Here is a 17,721-nt window from a genome sequence, read left to right on the forward strand (position 1 = left end):
TGACATGAAAACTTGCAATTTAGGGAGGTTGAAAGGCATAAAAAAAGAGAGGTAAATCTAGAACCTCTCTGCTTTTTTATCAGAAAAAATAGGATTTATTATTTAATAATTTCCAGTAATTCCACATCAAAAATCAAGGTACTGTTCGGCTCAATTACATCCCCTGAACCAATTTGTCCGTAGGCCAGTTCAGCCGGAATGAAGAAACGATATTTGGCACCTTCTTTCATCAGCTGCAAGCCTTCGGTCCAGCCAGTAATGACCTGGGTGGTACGGAATACCACGGGCTGATTACGGGCAATCGAACTGTCAAAAACTGTACCATCAATCAAACGGCCTTCATAATGTACGCGGACATTACTGTTTGCATTCGGCGATTTGCCTTTGCCTTCCTGAAGAATCTGATATTGCAGGCCTGATTTGGTGGTTTTAATCCCAGGTTTTTTGGCATTCTCTGCCAGAAACGCCTGACCAATTCTGGCATTTTCATCAGCCTGTTTTTTCAGGGTAATCAGCTCTTTGGCTTCAGCCTGACGCTTGAACTGGGTCAATACCCGCGCCATCTCTTCTTCACTTAAAGTCGCCTGTTTTCCGGCAGCAGCAGCTTTTAAACCGGCACTGAAGGCATCCAGATCAATACCTTGTAAAGAGTCTGCATTACTTTTTCCCATCAGATAACCAAAGCTGTAACCCACCTGTTCTGCTTCAGAACTTTTAGTGGTGATGTCTTTGGCAAAAAGACTGCCAGAACTTAGCAGTAAAACCAGCAAGCTTATTTGTATTTTCATTATCATTTCTCAAAATAAAGGAGAGCACAGTGCTCTCCTTATTCGTGGATTATTTGACTTCGATCAGTTCCACATCAAAAATCAAAGTGCTGTTAGGAGGAATAGTTCCTGGTACGCCCTGTTCGCCATAAGCCAGTTTTGCCGGAATATATAGCGTGGCTTTGCCGCCTTCTTTCATCAGTTGCAACCCTTCGGTCCAGCCTGGAATCACCTGGTTGAGTGGGAACTCAATCGGCTCACCACGTTCGACCGAGCTGTCAAATACGGTACCATCAACCAGTTTTCCGGTGTAATGGACTTTCACGATTGACGATGCCGCAGGCTGTTTGCCGGTGCCTTCTTTAGTGACTAGATATTGCAAACCAGATGCTGTGGTTTTTACCCCTGCTTTTTTGGCATTCTCAGTTAGGAAAGTATCGCTGGATGCTTGAGCCTGCTTGGCACTGTCGACTTGCTTTTGCTGCATTTCTTTCTGGAACTGCTCATAAGCGGCCTGTAATTCTTCTTCAGTATAAGCAGGTGCAGTACGGGCATGACCTTCACGAACACCTGTCACAAAGCTGTCAATATCCAGCTCAGGTGGAGTTTGGTGAGCAACTTCATAACCAAGTGCATAGCTGATTTTAGAAACAGCTGAGGCATTTTTAGATGCTTTTGTTGTTTGAGCAGCTGGGTTTTGAGTTGCATAGTAAACAGGTACTAGCGCGGCACCGCCTAAAAGAACAGCGACAGCAATCGGTAAGGCCTTACTCATGTATTATTCCAATCTAATGTTATCGTGGAGGTTCATTCCATCTTAGCAGAAAATTTTGAGAAATCTTGCAGAATGGGTGGTTTTTTAGCAAGCGAATACCGCAATTCTGTTGAAGCTGGAAGACATAAAAAAAACCAGCAATTGCTGGTTTTTTTTATGAATGGGGTCAGCTATTTTGTACTCTAGACTTATAACTGTAAATGTAATCGTAACTATAGCTTCCTGCGGCCGAAGGCTGAATATCATTCAGGATAAAGCCATTTACGATACAACCGGCTTGTTTAAAACGGTTCAATGTCAGCTCAAGCTCCTTCATTTGAGTTTTTGCATAGCGTGCCACGACCAAATTGAGTCCGACATATCGGGCTACGATAGTCGCATCCGTGACCGCCAATACAGGTGGTGTGTCAATAATGATATGGTCATAGTGTGGAATCACAGATTGCAGTAGCTCCTGAAAGCATACCGAATTAAGAAGCTCAGATGGATGGGTTGAGCTTTTACCGCAGGTGATGACATTTAAGTTCGGAAGATTGGTGTTTTGTATAGTCTGTTCTAATGTAATTTGCTCATTCAGGTATTCAGTTAATCCATTTTGATGATCCAGATCAAAATATTTGTGGATATGACCACGACGCAAGTCTGCATCAATCACCAGTACGCGTTTGTTTTTTTCTGCCATGATGACCGCCAGGTTGCTACAAACAAATGATTTTCCAACTTTGGGTGCGGGACCTGAAATCATAATGATGTTGTTCTTGGCCTGGCCAAGGGCAAAATGGCTCGCAGTGCGGATGCTGCGCAAACTTTCGATCGCAATATCATCGCTATGTTTAAGGGCCAATACAAAAGGAATATTTTTCTTTTTCAGGAGTTTTAGCCCAGGTTTCTGACTCGGGGAGTGTGCGATATTCGCATAGACCGGAAGCCCCAGTTGATATTCTATCTGACTGCTCTCTTTCACCCCGGAACGCAGCATATTGCGGAATAATGCCACCAGGATTCCCAGGAAAATACCGAACCAGAAGGCGAGGAACAGAATCAGGGGTGTTTTCTGTTGCATCTGGTCAATCGGTTCAAGTGCGGTATCAATGATATGGACATTGCCAATTTCACCCGCTTTGGCAATACGCAGTTGCTGATAGGAATTTACCAGGTTGGTATACAGTTGCTGTTTGACTTCTACATCACGTGACAGTTGCAAGAACTGGCGTTGGATCTCTGGAACATTTTTAAGTGCGGTATTCAGCTCGCCAATCTTGCCATTGATGACCCGAAGTTGAGCGGTAATTTCCCGCATGGCCGGATGTAGTGCTGCATATTTGGCACCTATTTCAGCCTGTCTCTGTTCGAGTAAGACTTTTTGTGTTTCGAGGGTGACGCTCTGGTTTAAGTACAATTCAGATTCTTTAGCAATATCAACAGTATTATGCTGTTGGCGGAATTTATTAAAGGCAAATTCTGCATTATCCAGCTGTTTTCTTAAATCCGGTAATTGTTCATCCAGAAATGCCAGTGTCTGGGCTGTTTCTGTGGAACGGCGTGTAATATTATGCTGGCTATAAAGGGCTAAAATCGTGTTCAGTACTTTGGTGATGTGCTGTTTATCTTGCCCCTGATAACGAAGCTGCAGAACACCACTCAGTTCGCCTTTTTCTGTAACGGAGTAATTGGCGAGAATGGAATCAATCGCTGTAGGCAGCGAGAGTTTTTGAACTCGATAGCTGTTATCTAGCTTATCCTGAGTGAAGATGGCAACTTTCCAGTCTCCCTGTGCAGCTTTGCCTTGAACGGCCTGGTTAAGTGGCCCTTGAAAGACAATTTCTTCTGTAGCTGGATTGATCAGGCTAAAGCTCTGTGGTTGAAATTTTAGCAGGAGACTTTTATCCAGATACGCTGCAGGAACTTCAAACTGACGGATATCAAAGCTTTTAAAACCTTCTTTAAAGCGTACTGTTTCAGGCTGATATTCGGTTTGCGAGTTTCTTCCCTGAATAAGACGGTTGATAAAAGATTCTTCAGTACTGGCGATATGCAGATCCAGATTTAAGCGATCAATCACGGATTCAAGAATAGTGCGTGATTTTAACACCTCAATCTCAGCATTCGACGAAGACATCTGACTAATAATACTTGACAGGCTGCCTAATAAAGCAGCTGATGCCCCTCTACTTTCCTCGACCTGGACAATTGCATCTACCTTATAGCTAGGGGCTGCGGTACGTATGTACAGCAGCACGACAATCAGGCTGAGCAAGCCACATAAAAGGATGAGTTTCCATTGCGCGAGCAGGGAAAAGAACACCCCTTTTAGGTCAATCATATTTTCGGTATTGTTATTTTTGTTCATAATTTTACTATCTAAAAGTTTAAAAGTGATTTTTCCAGTCAGTGAGTTATTTTTTAATAAAATTATATAAAATAATCAAAGACTTGCTGCCTTTGCGAAAAAGGACTCTAAAATTCTGGTTATATGGTCCTTTCTTGAAATATCTAACCCGCATAAGGCCAGATATTTTAATAATGATCAGAAGAAGACAGTTCTTATTGTGTCTGTTTCATATACAGTATTAAGCACCTGGTACTATAACTAAACTACCTATCGTATAGCCGAGTCAGCGACATATGAAAATGGAAGAATCTGGCTCACAACGCGTTCCCAACGAGTCAGACCTGTGGCATCTACATAGACAATATCGTTACTACGCATCTTGAACTGTTTGGCCAGGCCAAAATCTCCAAGGTTGTTTAAACTTAAGTGATATATGTCGGTCATCTTGTTATCGGAATTGCCACGTAAGACATAAATCCGGCTAGCACTCGCTGAATAGGGGTTGATGCCTTCACTTTCACCCAGCACATCCGCAAGCGTCATTCCCTGATCACGTATTGGCAACGGTTTATTGGCACCTGCTTCCCCCATCACATAGATTTTCTGGTTTTCACGAGGGCTGATATAAAGAGTGTCATTTGGTTGAATCAAGAGTTTATGTAAAGAATATCCAGCCTTTTCCAGTGCAATAGTATTCAGGTCATAGGTCACCCCCTGACGTACCAGTTGAATTGAAGTCGAGTCACCCTGCTCATTGATACCGCCAGCCAGACCTAATGCTGTATAAACACTGATCGGTTGGTCAGATAGGTAAAACTGTCCTGCCGATTTCACATTGCCAACCACAGAATAGCGTTGTCCTTGATATGAAATCACGCGTACCACTACATCCGGGCGGTTTAAATAAGGTGTTAATAGGCGTCGTACTTCCTGATTCACTTGCGGAAGAGTTTTTCCTGCTGCTTTATAGCGTCCAATGAATGGAAAGTGAATATAACCATTCCGGTCAATTTGATAGCCGTTGTTATTATCGCTGGCCGTAGGGGCGGCACTGATTTCAGGATAAGCCCATAATTGAAAAGATAAGATATCACCCGGATTCAAGCGGTAATCCTGCACCTCGGTCTGAAATAAAGCAGCATAATGACTGAGATTATTTGTTTGGGCCGACTGTACGACAGGCAGGGTTTGCTGATTTAATTGCACCAGATTGACAGGCGTTCCTAGCTCAGTTTGATAGATGCCTTCTTTCGGTAAATTATAGGTTTGAAAGCCGGATATTGCTGCACATCCAACTAAAGATAGGCTTAAGGTAAAAATACCTAAAAGGTGTCTATGGTTCACTTGAAACCCCTTTATTTTTATATGTTCAGAATTGGTATTTATTAATAATTATTAATTTTTTTAATTCGATTTATGTGATTAACGTCTAAAAAATATAATATATCACATACCTTGTCTATAGCTATTTTTGACCCAATTAAATAACGCCAGGCTAAGATTTTGCAAAAAGATGGACGAAAATGGACGTGAAAGCTTGATTGAACAAGCGGTAGAGATATAGAAAATTTTTTAAGATTATAAAGAAGATTAATTGTTTCTAATTGTTATTTTTTAATAGATGAGTTGAATCCAATGAAAGAAGCAATAACGATAGAAATTAATCGAGGAAAGTATTTTTATATAATTTTTATCTGATCTAAAGGTTTCTTAGATTGTTGATTTTTATTTAATTTAAGCATTAGTTTAATAATTTATAAAATAATTATGCCTTATGAAATTAAAATAAAACATTGTTAATTAAAGTATTGGAATAAAAAAAATGATGAATATTAGAACAATATTGGCTGGAAAGTGTGTGCAGGATTAAGATCAATATAGGGTAAAAATATTTTTAAAAACGAAAATAGATTCATAAAATGTAACTACATTTAAGTATCGGCTTTTTTTGTAAGTGGTTTGTGTAATAGAATTAATATATCTTATGAACAAATCAATAAAAATAGAGAAGCTTAAAAGGCATCAATATATTAAAAATAATTAGTGAAAAGTAGAATAAAAATATTAAAGGGTATTTAAAATGGTGATGAAAATATTAGTGACTGGTGGAGCCGGTTTTATTGGATCTGCTGTCATCCGGCATCTGGTCAAGGAGACTGAACATCAAGTCTTAAATGTTGATAAGTTAACTTATGCGGGTAATCTAGAATCTTTAATTTCTATATCGGATCACCCACGTTACCATTTCTCTCAAACTGATATTTGTGATCATGCAGCTTTAACACGATTATTTGCAAGCTTTGAACCCGATGTGGTCATGCATCTAGCGGCAGAGTCTCATGTGGACCGATCCATCGATGGCCCGGCCGAATTTATTAAAACAAATATTGTCGGTACCTATACCTTATTAGAAGCTGCACGAAAGTATTGGCAAAAGCTGCCTGAAATTAAAAAATCCAGATTCAAATTCCACCATATTTCAACAGATGAGGTCTATGGAGATTTGGAAGGCACAACCGATCTGTTTGCAGAAACCACACCTTATTTGCCAAGTTCACCTTATTCGGCCAGTAAGGCCAGCTCGGATCATCTGGTGCGAGCCTGGCATAGAACTTATGGTTTGCCAGTCGTGGTCACAAACTGTTCCAATAACTATGGACCTTATCATTTTCCTGAAAAACTGATTCCTTTGATGATCCTCAATGCTTTGGAGGGGAAACCCTTACCAGTGTATGGCAACGGTCAGCAGGTTCGGGACTGGCTTTTCGTAGAAGACCATGCCCGCGCTTTATATCAGGTTGCGACTCAAGGCATTGTAGGTGAGACCTATAATATTGGCGGATGGAATGAAAAACAAAATATAGACGTAGTCAAAACCATCTGTCAGATTTTAGATGAATTAAAACCCCAACTGAATGGGGAACGTTATGAAAGCCTCATCACTTTTGTTAATGATCGGCCTGGACATGATCTGCGCTATGCCATTGATGCATCAAAAATTGAACGGGAACTGGGGTGGAAGCCACAGGAATCATTCGAGACCGGTATCCGTAAAACTGTGAAGTGGTATCTGGATAATCTGACATGGTGTCATCGCGTTCAGGATGGTTCTTATCAGCGTGAACGTTTAGGGGAGGCAGTCTAATGGCTAGCACAACCAAGGGGATTATTTTAGCCGGTGGTTCGGGCACACGTTTGCATCCTATTACCAAAGGCATCTCGAAACAGCTACTTCCGATTTATGACAAACCGATGGTTTATTATCCATTATCTGTCCTGATGTTAGCCGGTATCAGTGACGTTCTGGTTATTAGTACGCCAGAGGATATTGAGGGGTTTAAGCGTTTATTAGGAGATGGTTCACAGTTTGGCATGGAGCTGAGTTATGCAATTCAGCCTCGCCCTGATGGTTTGGCACAAGCCTTTATCCTGGGCGAAAAATTTATTGGCCAAAGCAATGTATGTCTGGTGCTGGGCGATAATATTTTCTACGGGCAAGGTTTTACCCCTATGCTACGTCAAGCTGCAGCACGGCAAAAAGGAGCAACGGTATTTGGTTATCAGGTGAAAGATCCTGAGCGCTTTGGCGTGGTGGAATTTGATGAACAGCACCGTGTGATTTCAATTGAAGAAAAACCGAAACATCCTAAATCTAACTTCGCCGTAACTGGCCTGTATTTTTATGACAATGATGTGATTCAAATTGCCAAACAGGTACAACCCTCCGAACGGGGTGAGCTGGAAATTACCTCGATTAATCAGGCATATCTGGAACGAGGTGATTTAAATGTTGAATTGTTGGGGCGTGGGTTTGCCTGGTTGGATACAGGAACACAGGGCAGTCTGCTTGAGGCAGCTCAATTTGTAGAAACTATTGAAAAACGTCAGGGTTATAAAGTGGCCTGCCTGGAAGAAATTGCATTGAATAATGGCTGGCTGAGCAGAGAGGAAGTTTTAGCGATTGGTCAAACAATGAATAAAAATGGCTATGGACAATATCTGATTTCTTTAGTGGGGTAATAACGATGAATCTTATCGAATGGATAGAATTACCTAATCTGGGAGATCATCGTGGCAGCTTGGTGGTCGCCGAAGCTAATCGGAATGTTCCTTTCAGTATACAGAGGCTCTATTATATTTTCGGTGCTCAGCCTGATGTTCCTCGTGGATTTCATGCACATAAAGGCCTTCAACAAATTGCTTTTTGCATTCAAGGCAGTTGCAAAATGCTGATGGATAATGGCAAAGAAAAGCTAGAGGTCTTAATAGGTCAGTCTAATAAAGGATTATTTATCCCGCCAATGGTTTGGCATGAGATGCATGATTTTTCCAAAGATTGCATATTGCTGGTATTGGCAAGCGATTATTATGATGAAAGCGATTATATCCGCAATTATGACCAGTTTTTAAAAGAACTGCATAAGACCTGTACGCAATAGTGAATTAAAATAATAGCATAACAAAAAACAAGGTTTTAAATAATAATAAATATTAAGGAGATGTATGAGATGATTAAGCCGCTTACATCGTTGCGTATGTTTTTTGCACTATTTGTTTTTCTGAGTCATTTGGCTTTTCTCAAAAATGACACATATTATGCAGATGTTTTTAATAATATTTTTAATGAAGGATTTTTAGGTGTCAGTTTCTTCTTTATATTAAGCGGATTTATTTTAGCCTATAACTATAAAGAAAAATTTCTAACAGGAAGTATTTCAAAAAAAGAATTTTATATTTCTCGCTTAGCACGGGTATATCCGGTACATATTGCAACCACGGTGATTGTGCTTCTATTAACCTTTATCCAGTATGGACAAGGGTGGGAATACCTGTTTCAGCATATTTTTCTGATGCAAAGTTTTTTTCTGGAAGAAAATATTCATTTTTCATTAAATTCTCCTTCCTGGAGTATTTCTGATGAAATGTTCTTTTACTTACTTTTTCCCTTTGCACTTTTAATGTCTGAAAAATTAAGAGGCTATATTTTTATTTTGTATTTTATAGGTATTTTACTATTAAATTTTCAGCTGGATAAAAATCAGAATCACTATTGGCTATATATCTCACCATTTGTGCGTTTTTCTGATTTTTTACTGGGCATGGTCCTGTTTGATATTTTTGAAAAAATAAAATTAAGTTACTCTAAAATAAACCGATCTGTTTTCGTTATTGAAATTGCAGCAATTTTTCTTTTTGTTCTATTCTTTGTATTTCATGATGATATCAATATAAGTTACAGGTATTCTATTTACTACTGGCTACCGATGGCAGCTATTATCCTTGTTTTTGCATTATCTCATGTTGCAAAGGAAAAGAGCATTATTACTAGATTTTTATCAAGTAAATATATGGTACTAGCGGGTGAAATTAGTTTTTCTTTTTATCTGCTTCATGTTTTAGAAATTCAAGTTTTAAATTATATAAAAAAGCTACTGTCATTCGATATAGATTTAATGCTGTTTTCAGGAATTATTTTTATAATCACCTTGATCGCTAGTTTTTTAATGTATAAATATATCGAAAAACCTCTCAATAGGAAAATGAAACAATTTTTATTAGAACCAGGTTTTAAATCTAAGAGTTATGAACTAAATAAATAAACTTTAATTTTAATAGAATTGAAATTAAAAAATAAATAAAAAAATGATGTGAGATTGATAAGAATGATTCCTTTTCTTGATCTAAAAGCAATAAACGCGCAATACCGTGAAAAACTTATCACTGCTTGTACGCAGGTCATTGATTCAGGCTGGTATATATGTGGCAAAGAATTAGAAGAATTTGAACGAAATTTTGCAAACTATTGTGGTACACAGTATGCCGTCGGAGTGGCGAATGGACTGGATGCACTTATTCTGACCCTACGTGCATGGAAGGAACTGGGAAAACTTCATGAGGCAGATGAAGTCATTGTGCCTTCAAATACCTATATCGCAAGTATTCTCGCGATTTCACAAAATAATTTAAAACCGGTGCTGGTCGAACCGGATATTCATACTTTTAATATTGATACTAAAAAAATTGAAGCAGCCATTACAGACCGAACCAAGGCAATTTTACCAGTTCATTTATATGGACAGCTTGCTGCAATGCCAGAAATTATGAGTATTGCCAAGAAATACCATTTACTGGTTTTAGAGGATTCAGCCCAAGCTCATGGTGCTGAAATAGGGGGTAAAAAAGCAGGAAATTGGGGAGATGCCTCAGGCTTTAGTTTTTATCCGGGTAAAAACCTGGGTGCATTAGGAGACGGGGGAGCGATTACCACCAACGATGCCGAGTTAGCCGATATGCTAAAGGCTATACGTAATTATGGCTCACATGAAAAATATAAAAATCTGGTACCTGGAGTAAATAGTCGCCTTGATGAAATCCAGGCTGCAATTCTAAATATAAAACTGAAATTTTTGGATCGGGAGAACCAGCATCGCCGTCAGATTGCAGATCTCTATTTAAAAGGAATTCAAAATCCGGCCATTGAGCTTCCACTCATAAATATAGACACGGAAACTTATACCCAGCATGTTTGGCATTTGTTTGTCATTCGAACCCGACATCGGGAAGAATTACAAAAATATCTGGCAGACCATGGGGTACAGACACTGATTCATTATCCGATTCCACCGCATAAACAACAAGCTTATAAAGAGTGGAATGACTTAAGTTTACCAATTTCAGAACAAATTCATGCCGAGGTCTTGAGCTTGCCGATCGGGCCTACTTTATCTGTAGATGAAGCAAAGCAGGTTGTTCAGTTATGTAATGGTTTTCAAATATAGATGAATTTACTTACGACCAGCGTACTCAATGGTGTGGCGGTGTTAATTAAGACCCTAACCCTGTTTGTACTGAATAAAATTCTGGCTGTATATCTGGGACCGACTGGATATGCTGCTTTAGGACAATTTCAAAATTTTATTCAAATGGTGACCACTTTTGCGGGTAGCGCAATTAATACTGCCGTCATTAAATATACGGCCGAGTATCATGAAGATCAAAACAGACAACGTGCAATCTGGAAAACTGCAGGCAGTCTTGTTTTTCTATTCAGCCTGATTTTTGCAATATTAATTTTAATTTTCCAAAGCCAGCTATCACTGTATATATTTCATACCCTTGAATATCAAAATGTTTTCGTATGGTTCGCAGTATTTTTAATATTTTTTAATTTTAATACATTGTTTTTAGCAATACTAAATGGAAAAAAAGAAATATTAAAACTGGTCATTGCCAATATTGCAGGCAGTTTATTCGCGCTTATTATTACCAGTATTTTGGCTATAAAATTACATCTATATGGTGCCTTGATTGCATTATCTATTTATCAGTCTATTACATTTATAGTGACTTTATTTCTGTGTTATCGAGCGAAGTGGTTTAAATTTTCATCTCTGTTTGGAAAAATAGACCTCGAAATTACTAAAAAATTTAGTTCTTTTGTCTGGATGGCATTGGTGAGTGCAATCTGCGTGCCTTTATCGCAAATGCTGATTCGCGCCTATTTAAGCCAGGAGTTTGGCCTGGCATATGCAGGATACTGGGAAGCGATGATCCGTCTAAGTACCGTATACCTGATGCTGGTTACAACAATATTGGGAGTCTATTACTTACCACGTTTATCAGAACTCAAGATGCTTGATGAAATTAAGAAAGAAATCTATTTAGGCTACAAGTTCCTGTTTCCACTGGCTGTGGTAGGCGGAATCATCGTTTTTGTGCTACGTGATTGGATTATCAACGTATTGTTCAGTCCCTCTTTCGCACCCATGCAAAGCCTGTTCTTTTGGCAAATGATGGGTGATGCATTAAAAATAGGGAGCTGGATACTTGCTTATTTAATGTTAAGCAAAGCCATGACCAAACTGTATATTTCTACAGAAATTATATTTACTGTGTCCCTTCTGGTTTTGACCTATGTATGTACCCAGGTTTTTGGATTTGAAGGGGTTTCAATTGCTTACCTGGTAAATTACGGGATATATTGGATAGTTATCAGTTTATTTATATTTAAACCATTAGAATAAAAAGAGATATAATATGAAAATTGAATACCCTTTAATTTCTATCATTATACCAAGTTATAATCATGAGAGATTTGTGTGTGACAGTATCCGGAGTGTCATTGAGCAGTCGTATCAGAATATTGAGTTAATTGTCATTGATGATGGATCTACAGATTCTTCCGTAGAAAAAATCCAAGAACTGATTCCGCTCTGTGAAAAACGATTTACCCGATTTGAGTTTAGACATCGACCCAATCAGGGCTTGAGTGCAACCTTGAATGAAGCATTAGAATGGACACAGGGAGAATATTTTTCTTCTCTGGCTTCAGATGATATAATCTTAAAAGATAAAATAAAAATACAATCCGAATTTTTAAACCAGAACAAAAATTGTATCGCAGTATTTGGAGGAGTGGCGGTTATTGATAATGAGTCCAATCTTGTCAAAAATAGGGTAAAAAAAAGACAAAGTTATAATTTTGAAAAAATTTTATTATTAGAACATGATTTGCCAGCTACGACCCAACTGATCCGATCTAAAGCTTTGAAAAAAATTGGCGGTTATGATGCTAAGGTAAAAATCGAAGATTGGTATATGTGGCTGCTTTTAGCACAGGAAGGGGAGTTATGTTATCTTCCTGTTATTTTTGCTAAATACAGGCTACATGATAATAATATGCATAAACAGACGTCACTTATGCATGATTCGAGAATGATGATTTTAAATGAGTACCAAAATCATATTCTATTTAATAAAGCAAAAAAAAGAGCTTTATGGATAAATGCATTCGAGTTAGGGTTATTTTCCAAAAAACAATCATTAGAAAAAATGCTCAGTATTTTGAGAGAATATCCATCTGAAATTTTAACATATGATTTTTTCAGGTTTTTTTACTGGTTATTGATTAAAAAAGATTTTTAATATAAATAAGTTTGATAAATATTATTAATTTTGTTAGAAAACATAATTTTAAAATATCTTAAATAAGAAAATAATTAAATTAATAATATAAATATTAATCGGTTCTTTTGCTTTTCTGCTAAGTAAAGGACAATAAAAAAGGAATAGATAATGATTATTTTAAATGAAACTAATTCAAAAAATAACATTATTTTTTTAAGTGATACTAATATAAGAGATAAATCAATTATATATCTTATACTATTTTCATTTTTTTTATCTCAGTTTTATTTTTGGTCAAGTGGAGTTCCCCAATTCAGCCATATTTTTATTATGGGTGCTATTTTATTACTATTTAGCAAAAGCTCTAAAATAAATATTGAATATTCAAATATAATTTTATTATTTGTTGCTTATGCAATTTGTGTAAATTTTGCTTGGTATTTAATTGTTCTCGATTCAAGTTATATGATGTCGACTGTTTACTGGATATTTAATTTATTGTTTTTTCTATTAATGATGAATTTAAATCAAGTTCAGATTAATTTTTTCTATGAAAAATTATTATTCCTGATCCCTTTTTCCTATATTGTTGAAATTATTATCTGGGCAAGCAACTTAGGTCGTTATGATTTTGAACCTCGATACAATGGTCTTTTTAATGATCCTAACCAGATGGCATTTTGGGTGCTGAGTAGCTGTGCAATTTACCTATATATTTCAGGAAACGGCTTTAAAAAAATAACTGTCTATTTTTTAGCCTTATTCTTGATTTTATTGACCATGTCACGATCTGCTTCAATTGGTTTTTTAATGTTAACTCTGGGACTTATATTTAGTCAAAAAGGGGACCTGAATAAAAGAATATTTGTATTCATTGGAACATTAGTACTTTTTGGAAGCTTAAGCTACTTTTTATATAACTTGGGGGTCTTTGATAGTATTGCACTACGCTTTATGGAAGGGTTAGATCAACGAGACAGTCAGGTAGAAGGACGTGGTCTTTTTAGTTTTTTAGATTATCCTCAATATTTGATTTTTGGTGCTGGGCAAGGCGCCCACTGGTTATATAACCCTACAGGAAATGAAATTCACTCAACTTGGTTAGGTATCTTATTTTATTATGGGATTATAGGAATATCCTTATTTTTAATATTTTTATATCAAATATTCAAGAAACTATCGCTTTCCAACAAGATGATATTATTAGGGCCAATGTTATATGGGTTCACCACTTATAGCGCAAGAACAATTATTTTTTGGTTTTTATTGGCGGCTTTTTTATTATTTTCAAATAATAATAAGGATGAATAAATATGTATATTTCTATCGGAATTCCATTTTTTAATGCTGAAAAATTCTTGGAAGATGCGATTAAATCTGTCCTTGCCCAAACTTTTCAAGACTGGGAACTCATACTGGTAGATGATGGTTCGACAGACCGATCTTTAGAAATAGCCCGATCATTTCTCGATCCTCGAATCCGTATCATTTCTGATGGTTATAATAGAAGATTACCCTATCGCTTAAATCAGATTATTAGTGAAGCAAAATATGACATTATTGCGCGTATGGATGCTGATGATTTAATGGCTGTAGACCGGCTTGAAAAACAGATTAAAGTCCTAAATGAAAATCCAGAGATTGATTTGGTTGTTACCAGCTTATATTCCATTGGAAATAAAAATGAAATTCTAGGAAAAAGAATTTTTTCTACCCACCAGATGCAGCCAAAAGAAATTTTGCAAGGCTTGACAAATTTATTACATCCTTCACTTCTTGCACGTAAGGCTTGGTGTCAAAGAAATCCTTATCAGGAAAATAACTGCCTAGCTGAAGATTATGAATTATGGCTCTCAGCAGCTATAAAAAATGATTTTAATTATGTGGTGATGCAAGAACCCTTGTATTTTTATCGAGAAGTAGAAAATGTAAAAAAAGAGAAAATGATCCGTGGTTATAATACCCAGATTGAAGTAATCAAAAAATATTATAATAATATAATCGCTGATCGCGAGAAAAATAGGATTCTTTTAAAATTTGAGATAAAAAAAATTATTGTAAAAACATTAGATTTTTTGAAGTTAATGAAGATTTTACATAGTCGTAGGATAACCGCTGTTTCTGATGAGGATAAAAACTTTTATATATCACAATTAGAACTCATAGAGCGTATAAAATAATGGTCTCTAAAAAAATTATTATCATTGGAACAACAGCTTCTAATCTTTATGGCTTCCGCAAAGATTTCATTTTGTCCTGTTTAGCACAGAATTATCATGTTTATGCTTTTGTGTCTGAATACACCAGTGAATGGTTGGAAAAAATAAAAAGTTTAGGAGTTACGCTGGTTACCTATAAACTTAGTCGTGGTGGATTAAACCCATTGGCTGATCTGGGTTCAACCTATCAGCTGATTAAAAAAATAAAAGAAATTCAACCTGATATTGTATTTTCATATTCAACTAAACCGGTTATTTATGCAACTTTGGCTGCTTACAGAACCAAGGTTCCTTATATCTATGGCATGATTGAAGGATTGGGTTCGCCTTTTACCATTCATAAACATGGGCTCAGTCTGAAAGCCCAATTCATACGCTTTGTACAAATTTCTCTATATCGGCTGGCATTTCCATATCTAGACAAAATTATTTTTCTTAATCGCGAAGACCCCAAAGATCTAGTCCATCGTTATAACCTTCCCCATAAAAGAAATGCAATTCAAGTCCTGGGACCAATTGGTCTTAATTTGCATGATTATGCTTATACGAAATGGGATGATCAAAAAAAATTATCTTTTATCTTTATTGCCAGGCTCATTGCTGAGAAGGGTATATTTGAATATTTAGAAGCTGCTAAAATAGTGAAGCAAAAATATCCCGATATAACATTTAAAATTATAGGGGGGCTGGATCCTGAAAACCCCACGGGTCTGAAACAGGCACAATTAGATCAATTGATAGAAACAGGAATTATAGAATACGCTGGCTTTGTACAGGATGTAGATCAACAAATACGTGAGAGTGCAGTTTTTGTATTACCTTCCTATTATCGAGAAGGCGTACCTCGCAGTACTCAAGAAGCAATGGCAATAGGAAGGCCGGTAATTACTACTGATGTACCAGGCTGCAATCAGACTGTAGTAAATGAAGTTACGGGTTTTCTGATTCCAAAATGGGATGTAAGGGCATTAGTAAACAAAATGATTTATTTTATAGAGCATCCGGAACAGGTAAATAAAATGGGATATCAAGGATTTTTGTATGCCAAAAAGAATTTTAATGCTGTTCATATTAATCATCGGTTGTTACAAATATTAGAAATGATTTAGCTCTTAAAAATATTTTTTAATTATAAAAATTAAATTTTAGCTATACCTAATTTTAAAAATAATAAAGATTTATATGATATAGGAGATTATAGTGATCGAAGATATAAGCTTTCAAATAAAAAAATATGAAGATTTTGATAAGCGCGGGTGGAATGAATTTTTATTAACATGTAAAAATTATCATTTTATATTTAATCGGGATTTTATGGAATATCATTCTGATCGTTTTGAAGATTTCTCTTTAATATTTAAAAATGATAAAGGTAAAATCATGGCATTGTTGCCTGGCAATATTAAAGATAATATTTTTTATAGTCATCAAGGTCTAACCTTTGGGGGGTTTTTAATTAATAGAGGCTTACATGCCATTGATATGATTGAGTTATTCAATCAATTAAAGATTTTTTTAAAAGATAGAAATATTAAAAAAATTATATATAAATGTATCCCGGTAATTTATCATAATTATCCGGCACAAGAAGATTTATATGCTCTATTTATAAATCATGCACATCTTTATCGTAGAGATATTAGTACTTCTATTTATTTAGAGGAAGAATACTCATATTCAGCAAGCAAAAGAAGATCAATTGAGAAACTTAAAAAAAATGGGGTTAGTTGTGAAGAAGTAGATCAGCCCAGTATAGTTTGGGGGGTTCTGCGTGAGGTGTTACTTCAGCATCATAATCAGCAACCTGTACATAATGAAATTGAAATAGATTTATTAAAAAGTAGATTCCCTAATAATATAAAAGCTTATAAGTGCTGTATTGACGGTCATATTGTGGCAGCAGCAGTCACTTTTGAAACTGATAGAGTGGTACATACCCAGTATTTGGCCAGTAATGATAAAGGTCGGGAAGAAAAGGTTCTAGACTATCTGATTGATTTCTTGATAAATAATAGTAAAAAATTTGCTAAAATATTTGATTTTGGTACTTCTAACGAGAATGAAGGAAAATTTTTGAATAAGGGTTTAATCTATCAAAAAGAACGATTTGGTGCACGTGCAATTGTGCATGATTATTATAGTATAGATTTATAAAACTCGGCGCTTGGCTAAGCCAGCCTATGTCCTATTTATTTGTACCACCACTTGCTTCGACGAACCAAGAGTGAATGACAAATAGTGCAGAGATTAGATTGCAAATTTAATCTGTGTAATCATGGGCTACTATCTTAATGTAATTTCTTTCATTGTATACAACCTGGTCACAGGCCATCTGTCCTTGCCTGAATGGTACAAGGATATCCAGTATTTTAACGACAATAAAGCGATACATATAATGTATCAATATTACTGTAACGACAGTATTTTATTTGAGAGTAAGTTATACACAGGCTAAATGCTGTGCCGGCGGGATAAAAAATTAAGTTTAATATGTCCGTCCATGCTGAAAATGACCTATTTATCAATGACGCCAGCTTTAAAAAGATATAATTCATTTATTTATAATAATTTCAAAAGCTTGTATCTATTTTATGTTTTTTGAATGAGCTTCCAGAAGTTTAGGATTTGATCCGCTTATAAGGAAATCTGTGTATTTTGTCACAAAATGGCAAATTAGATCACATTTTGTCACATTTTTTTTAGTGTGAGCTGTGTTGTATT

15 protein-coding genes are annotated in these 17,721 nt (G+C 36.3%); 11 read left to right on the top strand and 4 right to left on the bottom strand.

All coding sequences use genetic code 11. The features are described 5' to 3' along the window. Positions 1-98: 98 nt before the first annotated feature. The 4 genes from AY605_RS13395 to AY605_RS13410 form a co-directional block, all read right to left on the bottom strand. Complete coding sequence (locus AY605_RS13395; RefSeq protein ID WP_064096881.1) at positions 99-788, bottom strand: FKBP-type peptidyl-prolyl cis-trans isomerase; 690 nt, start codon at positions 786-788, stop codon at positions 99-101. Between the two features lie 49 nt (positions 789-837). After that, on the bottom strand, positions 838-1,542 hold the full coding sequence (locus tag AY605_RS13400; RefSeq protein WP_064096882.1) for an FKBP-type peptidyl-prolyl cis-trans isomerase: 705 nt from the start codon (positions 1,540-1,542) through the stop codon (positions 838-840). A gap of 166 nt (positions 1,543-1,708) precedes the next feature. After that, on the bottom strand, positions 1,709-3,892 hold the full coding sequence (locus AY605_RS13405) for a polysaccharide biosynthesis tyrosine autokinase (protein ID WP_064096883.1): 2,184 nt from the start codon (positions 3,890-3,892) through the stop codon (positions 1,709-1,711). Between the two features lie 249 nt (positions 3,893-4,141). Beyond that, positions 4,142-5,218, bottom strand: a complete 1,077-nt coding sequence (locus tag AY605_RS13410) for a polysaccharide biosynthesis/export family protein (protein ID WP_064096884.1) — start codon at positions 5,216-5,218, stop codon at positions 4,142-4,144. A 742-nt stretch (positions 5,219-5,960) separates the two neighbouring features. Between AY605_RS13410 and rfbB the strand changes: the two genes are divergently transcribed. The 11 genes from rfbB (at position 5,961) to AY605_RS13465 (ending at position 17,154) form a co-directional block, all read left to right on the top strand. Further along, positions 5,961-7,019: a dTDP-glucose 4,6-dehydratase gene (rfbB, locus tag AY605_RS13415; protein WP_064096967.1), complete on the top strand. Its 1,059-nt coding sequence runs from the start codon at positions 5,961-5,963 to the stop codon at positions 7,017-7,019. After that, entirely contained in the window at positions 7,019-7,894 is an 876-nt protein-coding gene (gene rfbA, locus AY605_RS13420; RefSeq protein ID WP_064096885.1) for a glucose-1-phosphate thymidylyltransferase RfbA, read from the top strand. Before rfbB ends, rfbA begins: the two co-directional genes overlap by 1 nt. A 5-nt stretch (positions 7,895-7,899) precedes the next feature. Then, entirely contained in the window at positions 7,900-8,313 is a 414-nt protein-coding gene (locus tag AY605_RS13425) for a sugar 3,4-ketoisomerase (RefSeq protein ID WP_064096886.1), read from the top strand. 69 nt (positions 8,314-8,382) lie between these two features. Next, the gene (locus tag AY605_RS13430) at positions 8,383-9,474 is read left to right on the top strand and encodes an acyltransferase family protein (RefSeq protein ID WP_064096887.1); all 1,092 of its coding nucleotides are present in this window, start codon (positions 8,383-8,385) and stop codon (positions 9,472-9,474) included. A 63-nt stretch (positions 9,475-9,537) separates the two neighbouring features. After that, on the top strand, positions 9,538-10,653 hold the full coding sequence (locus tag AY605_RS13435) for a DegT/DnrJ/EryC1/StrS family aminotransferase (RefSeq protein WP_064096888.1): 1,116 nt from the start codon (positions 9,538-9,540) through the stop codon (positions 10,651-10,653). Continuing rightward, a complete protein-coding gene (locus AY605_RS13440) occupies positions 10,654-11,898 on the top strand; it encodes an O-antigen translocase (protein ID WP_064096889.1) in 1,245 nt (414 codons plus the stop codon). It begins immediately after the preceding gene. 13 nt (positions 11,899-11,911) lie between these two features. Next, positions 11,912-12,799 (top strand): glycosyltransferase family 2 protein, encoded by an 888-nt coding sequence (locus AY605_RS13445; protein WP_064096890.1) that lies wholly within the window; start codon positions 11,912-11,914, stop codon positions 12,797-12,799. A gap of 150 nt (positions 12,800-12,949) precedes the next feature. After that, positions 12,950-14,092: an O-antigen ligase family protein gene (locus AY605_RS13450; protein ID WP_064096891.1), complete on the top strand. Its 1,143-nt coding sequence runs from the start codon at positions 12,950-12,952 to the stop codon at positions 14,090-14,092. A gap of 2 nt (positions 14,093-14,094) precedes the next feature. Continuing rightward, the gene (locus AY605_RS13455) at positions 14,095-14,961 is read left to right on the top strand and encodes a glycosyltransferase family 2 protein (RefSeq protein WP_064096892.1); all 867 of its coding nucleotides are present in this window, start codon (positions 14,095-14,097) and stop codon (positions 14,959-14,961) included. Next, on the top strand, positions 14,961-16,109 hold the full coding sequence (locus AY605_RS13460) for a glycosyltransferase family 4 protein (protein ID WP_064096893.1): 1,149 nt from the start codon (positions 14,961-14,963) through the stop codon (positions 16,107-16,109). Before AY605_RS13455 ends, AY605_RS13460 begins: the two co-directional genes overlap by 1 nt. A gap of 91 nt (positions 16,110-16,200) precedes the next feature. Further along, positions 16,201-17,154: a hypothetical protein gene (locus tag AY605_RS13465; RefSeq protein WP_064096894.1), complete on the top strand. Its 954-nt coding sequence runs from the start codon at positions 16,201-16,203 to the stop codon at positions 17,152-17,154. Positions 17,155-17,721 lie beyond the last annotated feature (567 nt).

Origin of the sequence: Acinetobacter sp. SFD (genome assembly GCF_001647575.1) — a bacterium.
Lineage (GTDB): Bacteria > Pseudomonadota > Gammaproteobacteria > Pseudomonadales > Moraxellaceae > Acinetobacter > Acinetobacter pecorum.

Excerpts from the sequence above, each read along its gene's own strand:
- rfbB (WP_064096967.1), top strand. The coding sequence starts at position 5,961 with ATGAAAATATTAGTGACTGGTGGAGCCGGTTTTATTGGATCTGCTGTC.
- AY605_RS13445 (WP_064096890.1), top strand. The coding sequence starts at position 11,912 with ATGAAAATTGAATACCCTTTAATTTCTATCATTATACCAAGTTATAAT.
- AY605_RS13440 (WP_064096889.1), top strand. The coding sequence starts at position 10,654 with ATGAATTTACTTACGACCAGCGTACTCAATGGTGTGGCGGTGTTAATT.
- AY605_RS13395 (WP_064096881.1), bottom strand. The coding sequence starts at position 788 with ATGAAAATACAAATAAGCTTGCTGGTTTTACTGCTAAGTTCTGGCAGT.
- AY605_RS13460 (WP_064096893.1), top strand. The coding sequence starts at position 14,961 with ATGGTCTCTAAAAAAATTATTATCATTGGAACAACAGCTTCTAATCTT.
- AY605_RS13435 (WP_064096888.1), top strand. The coding sequence starts at position 9,538 with ATGATTCCTTTTCTTGATCTAAAAGCAATAAACGCGCAATACCGTGAA.
- AY605_RS13425 (WP_064096886.1), top strand. The coding sequence starts at position 7,900 with ATGAATCTTATCGAATGGATAGAATTACCTAATCTGGGAGATCATCGT.
- AY605_RS13455 (WP_064096892.1), top strand. The coding sequence starts at position 14,095 with ATGTATATTTCTATCGGAATTCCATTTTTTAATGCTGAAAAATTCTTG.
- rfbA (WP_064096885.1), top strand. The coding sequence starts at position 7,019 with ATGGCTAGCACAACCAAGGGGATTATTTTAGCCGGTGGTTCGGGCACA.
- AY605_RS13400 (WP_064096882.1), bottom strand. The coding sequence starts at position 1,542 with ATGAGTAAGGCCTTACCGATTGCTGTCGCTGTTCTTTTAGGCGGTGCC.
- AY605_RS13450 (WP_064096891.1), top strand. The coding sequence starts at position 12,950 with ATGATTATTTTAAATGAAACTAATTCAAAAAATAACATTATTTTTTTA.
- AY605_RS13405 (WP_064096883.1), bottom strand. The coding sequence starts at position 3,892 with ATGAACAAAAATAACAATACCGAAAATATGATTGACCTAAAAGGGGTG.
- AY605_RS13430 (WP_064096887.1), top strand. The coding sequence starts at position 8,383 with ATGATTAAGCCGCTTACATCGTTGCGTATGTTTTTTGCACTATTTGTT.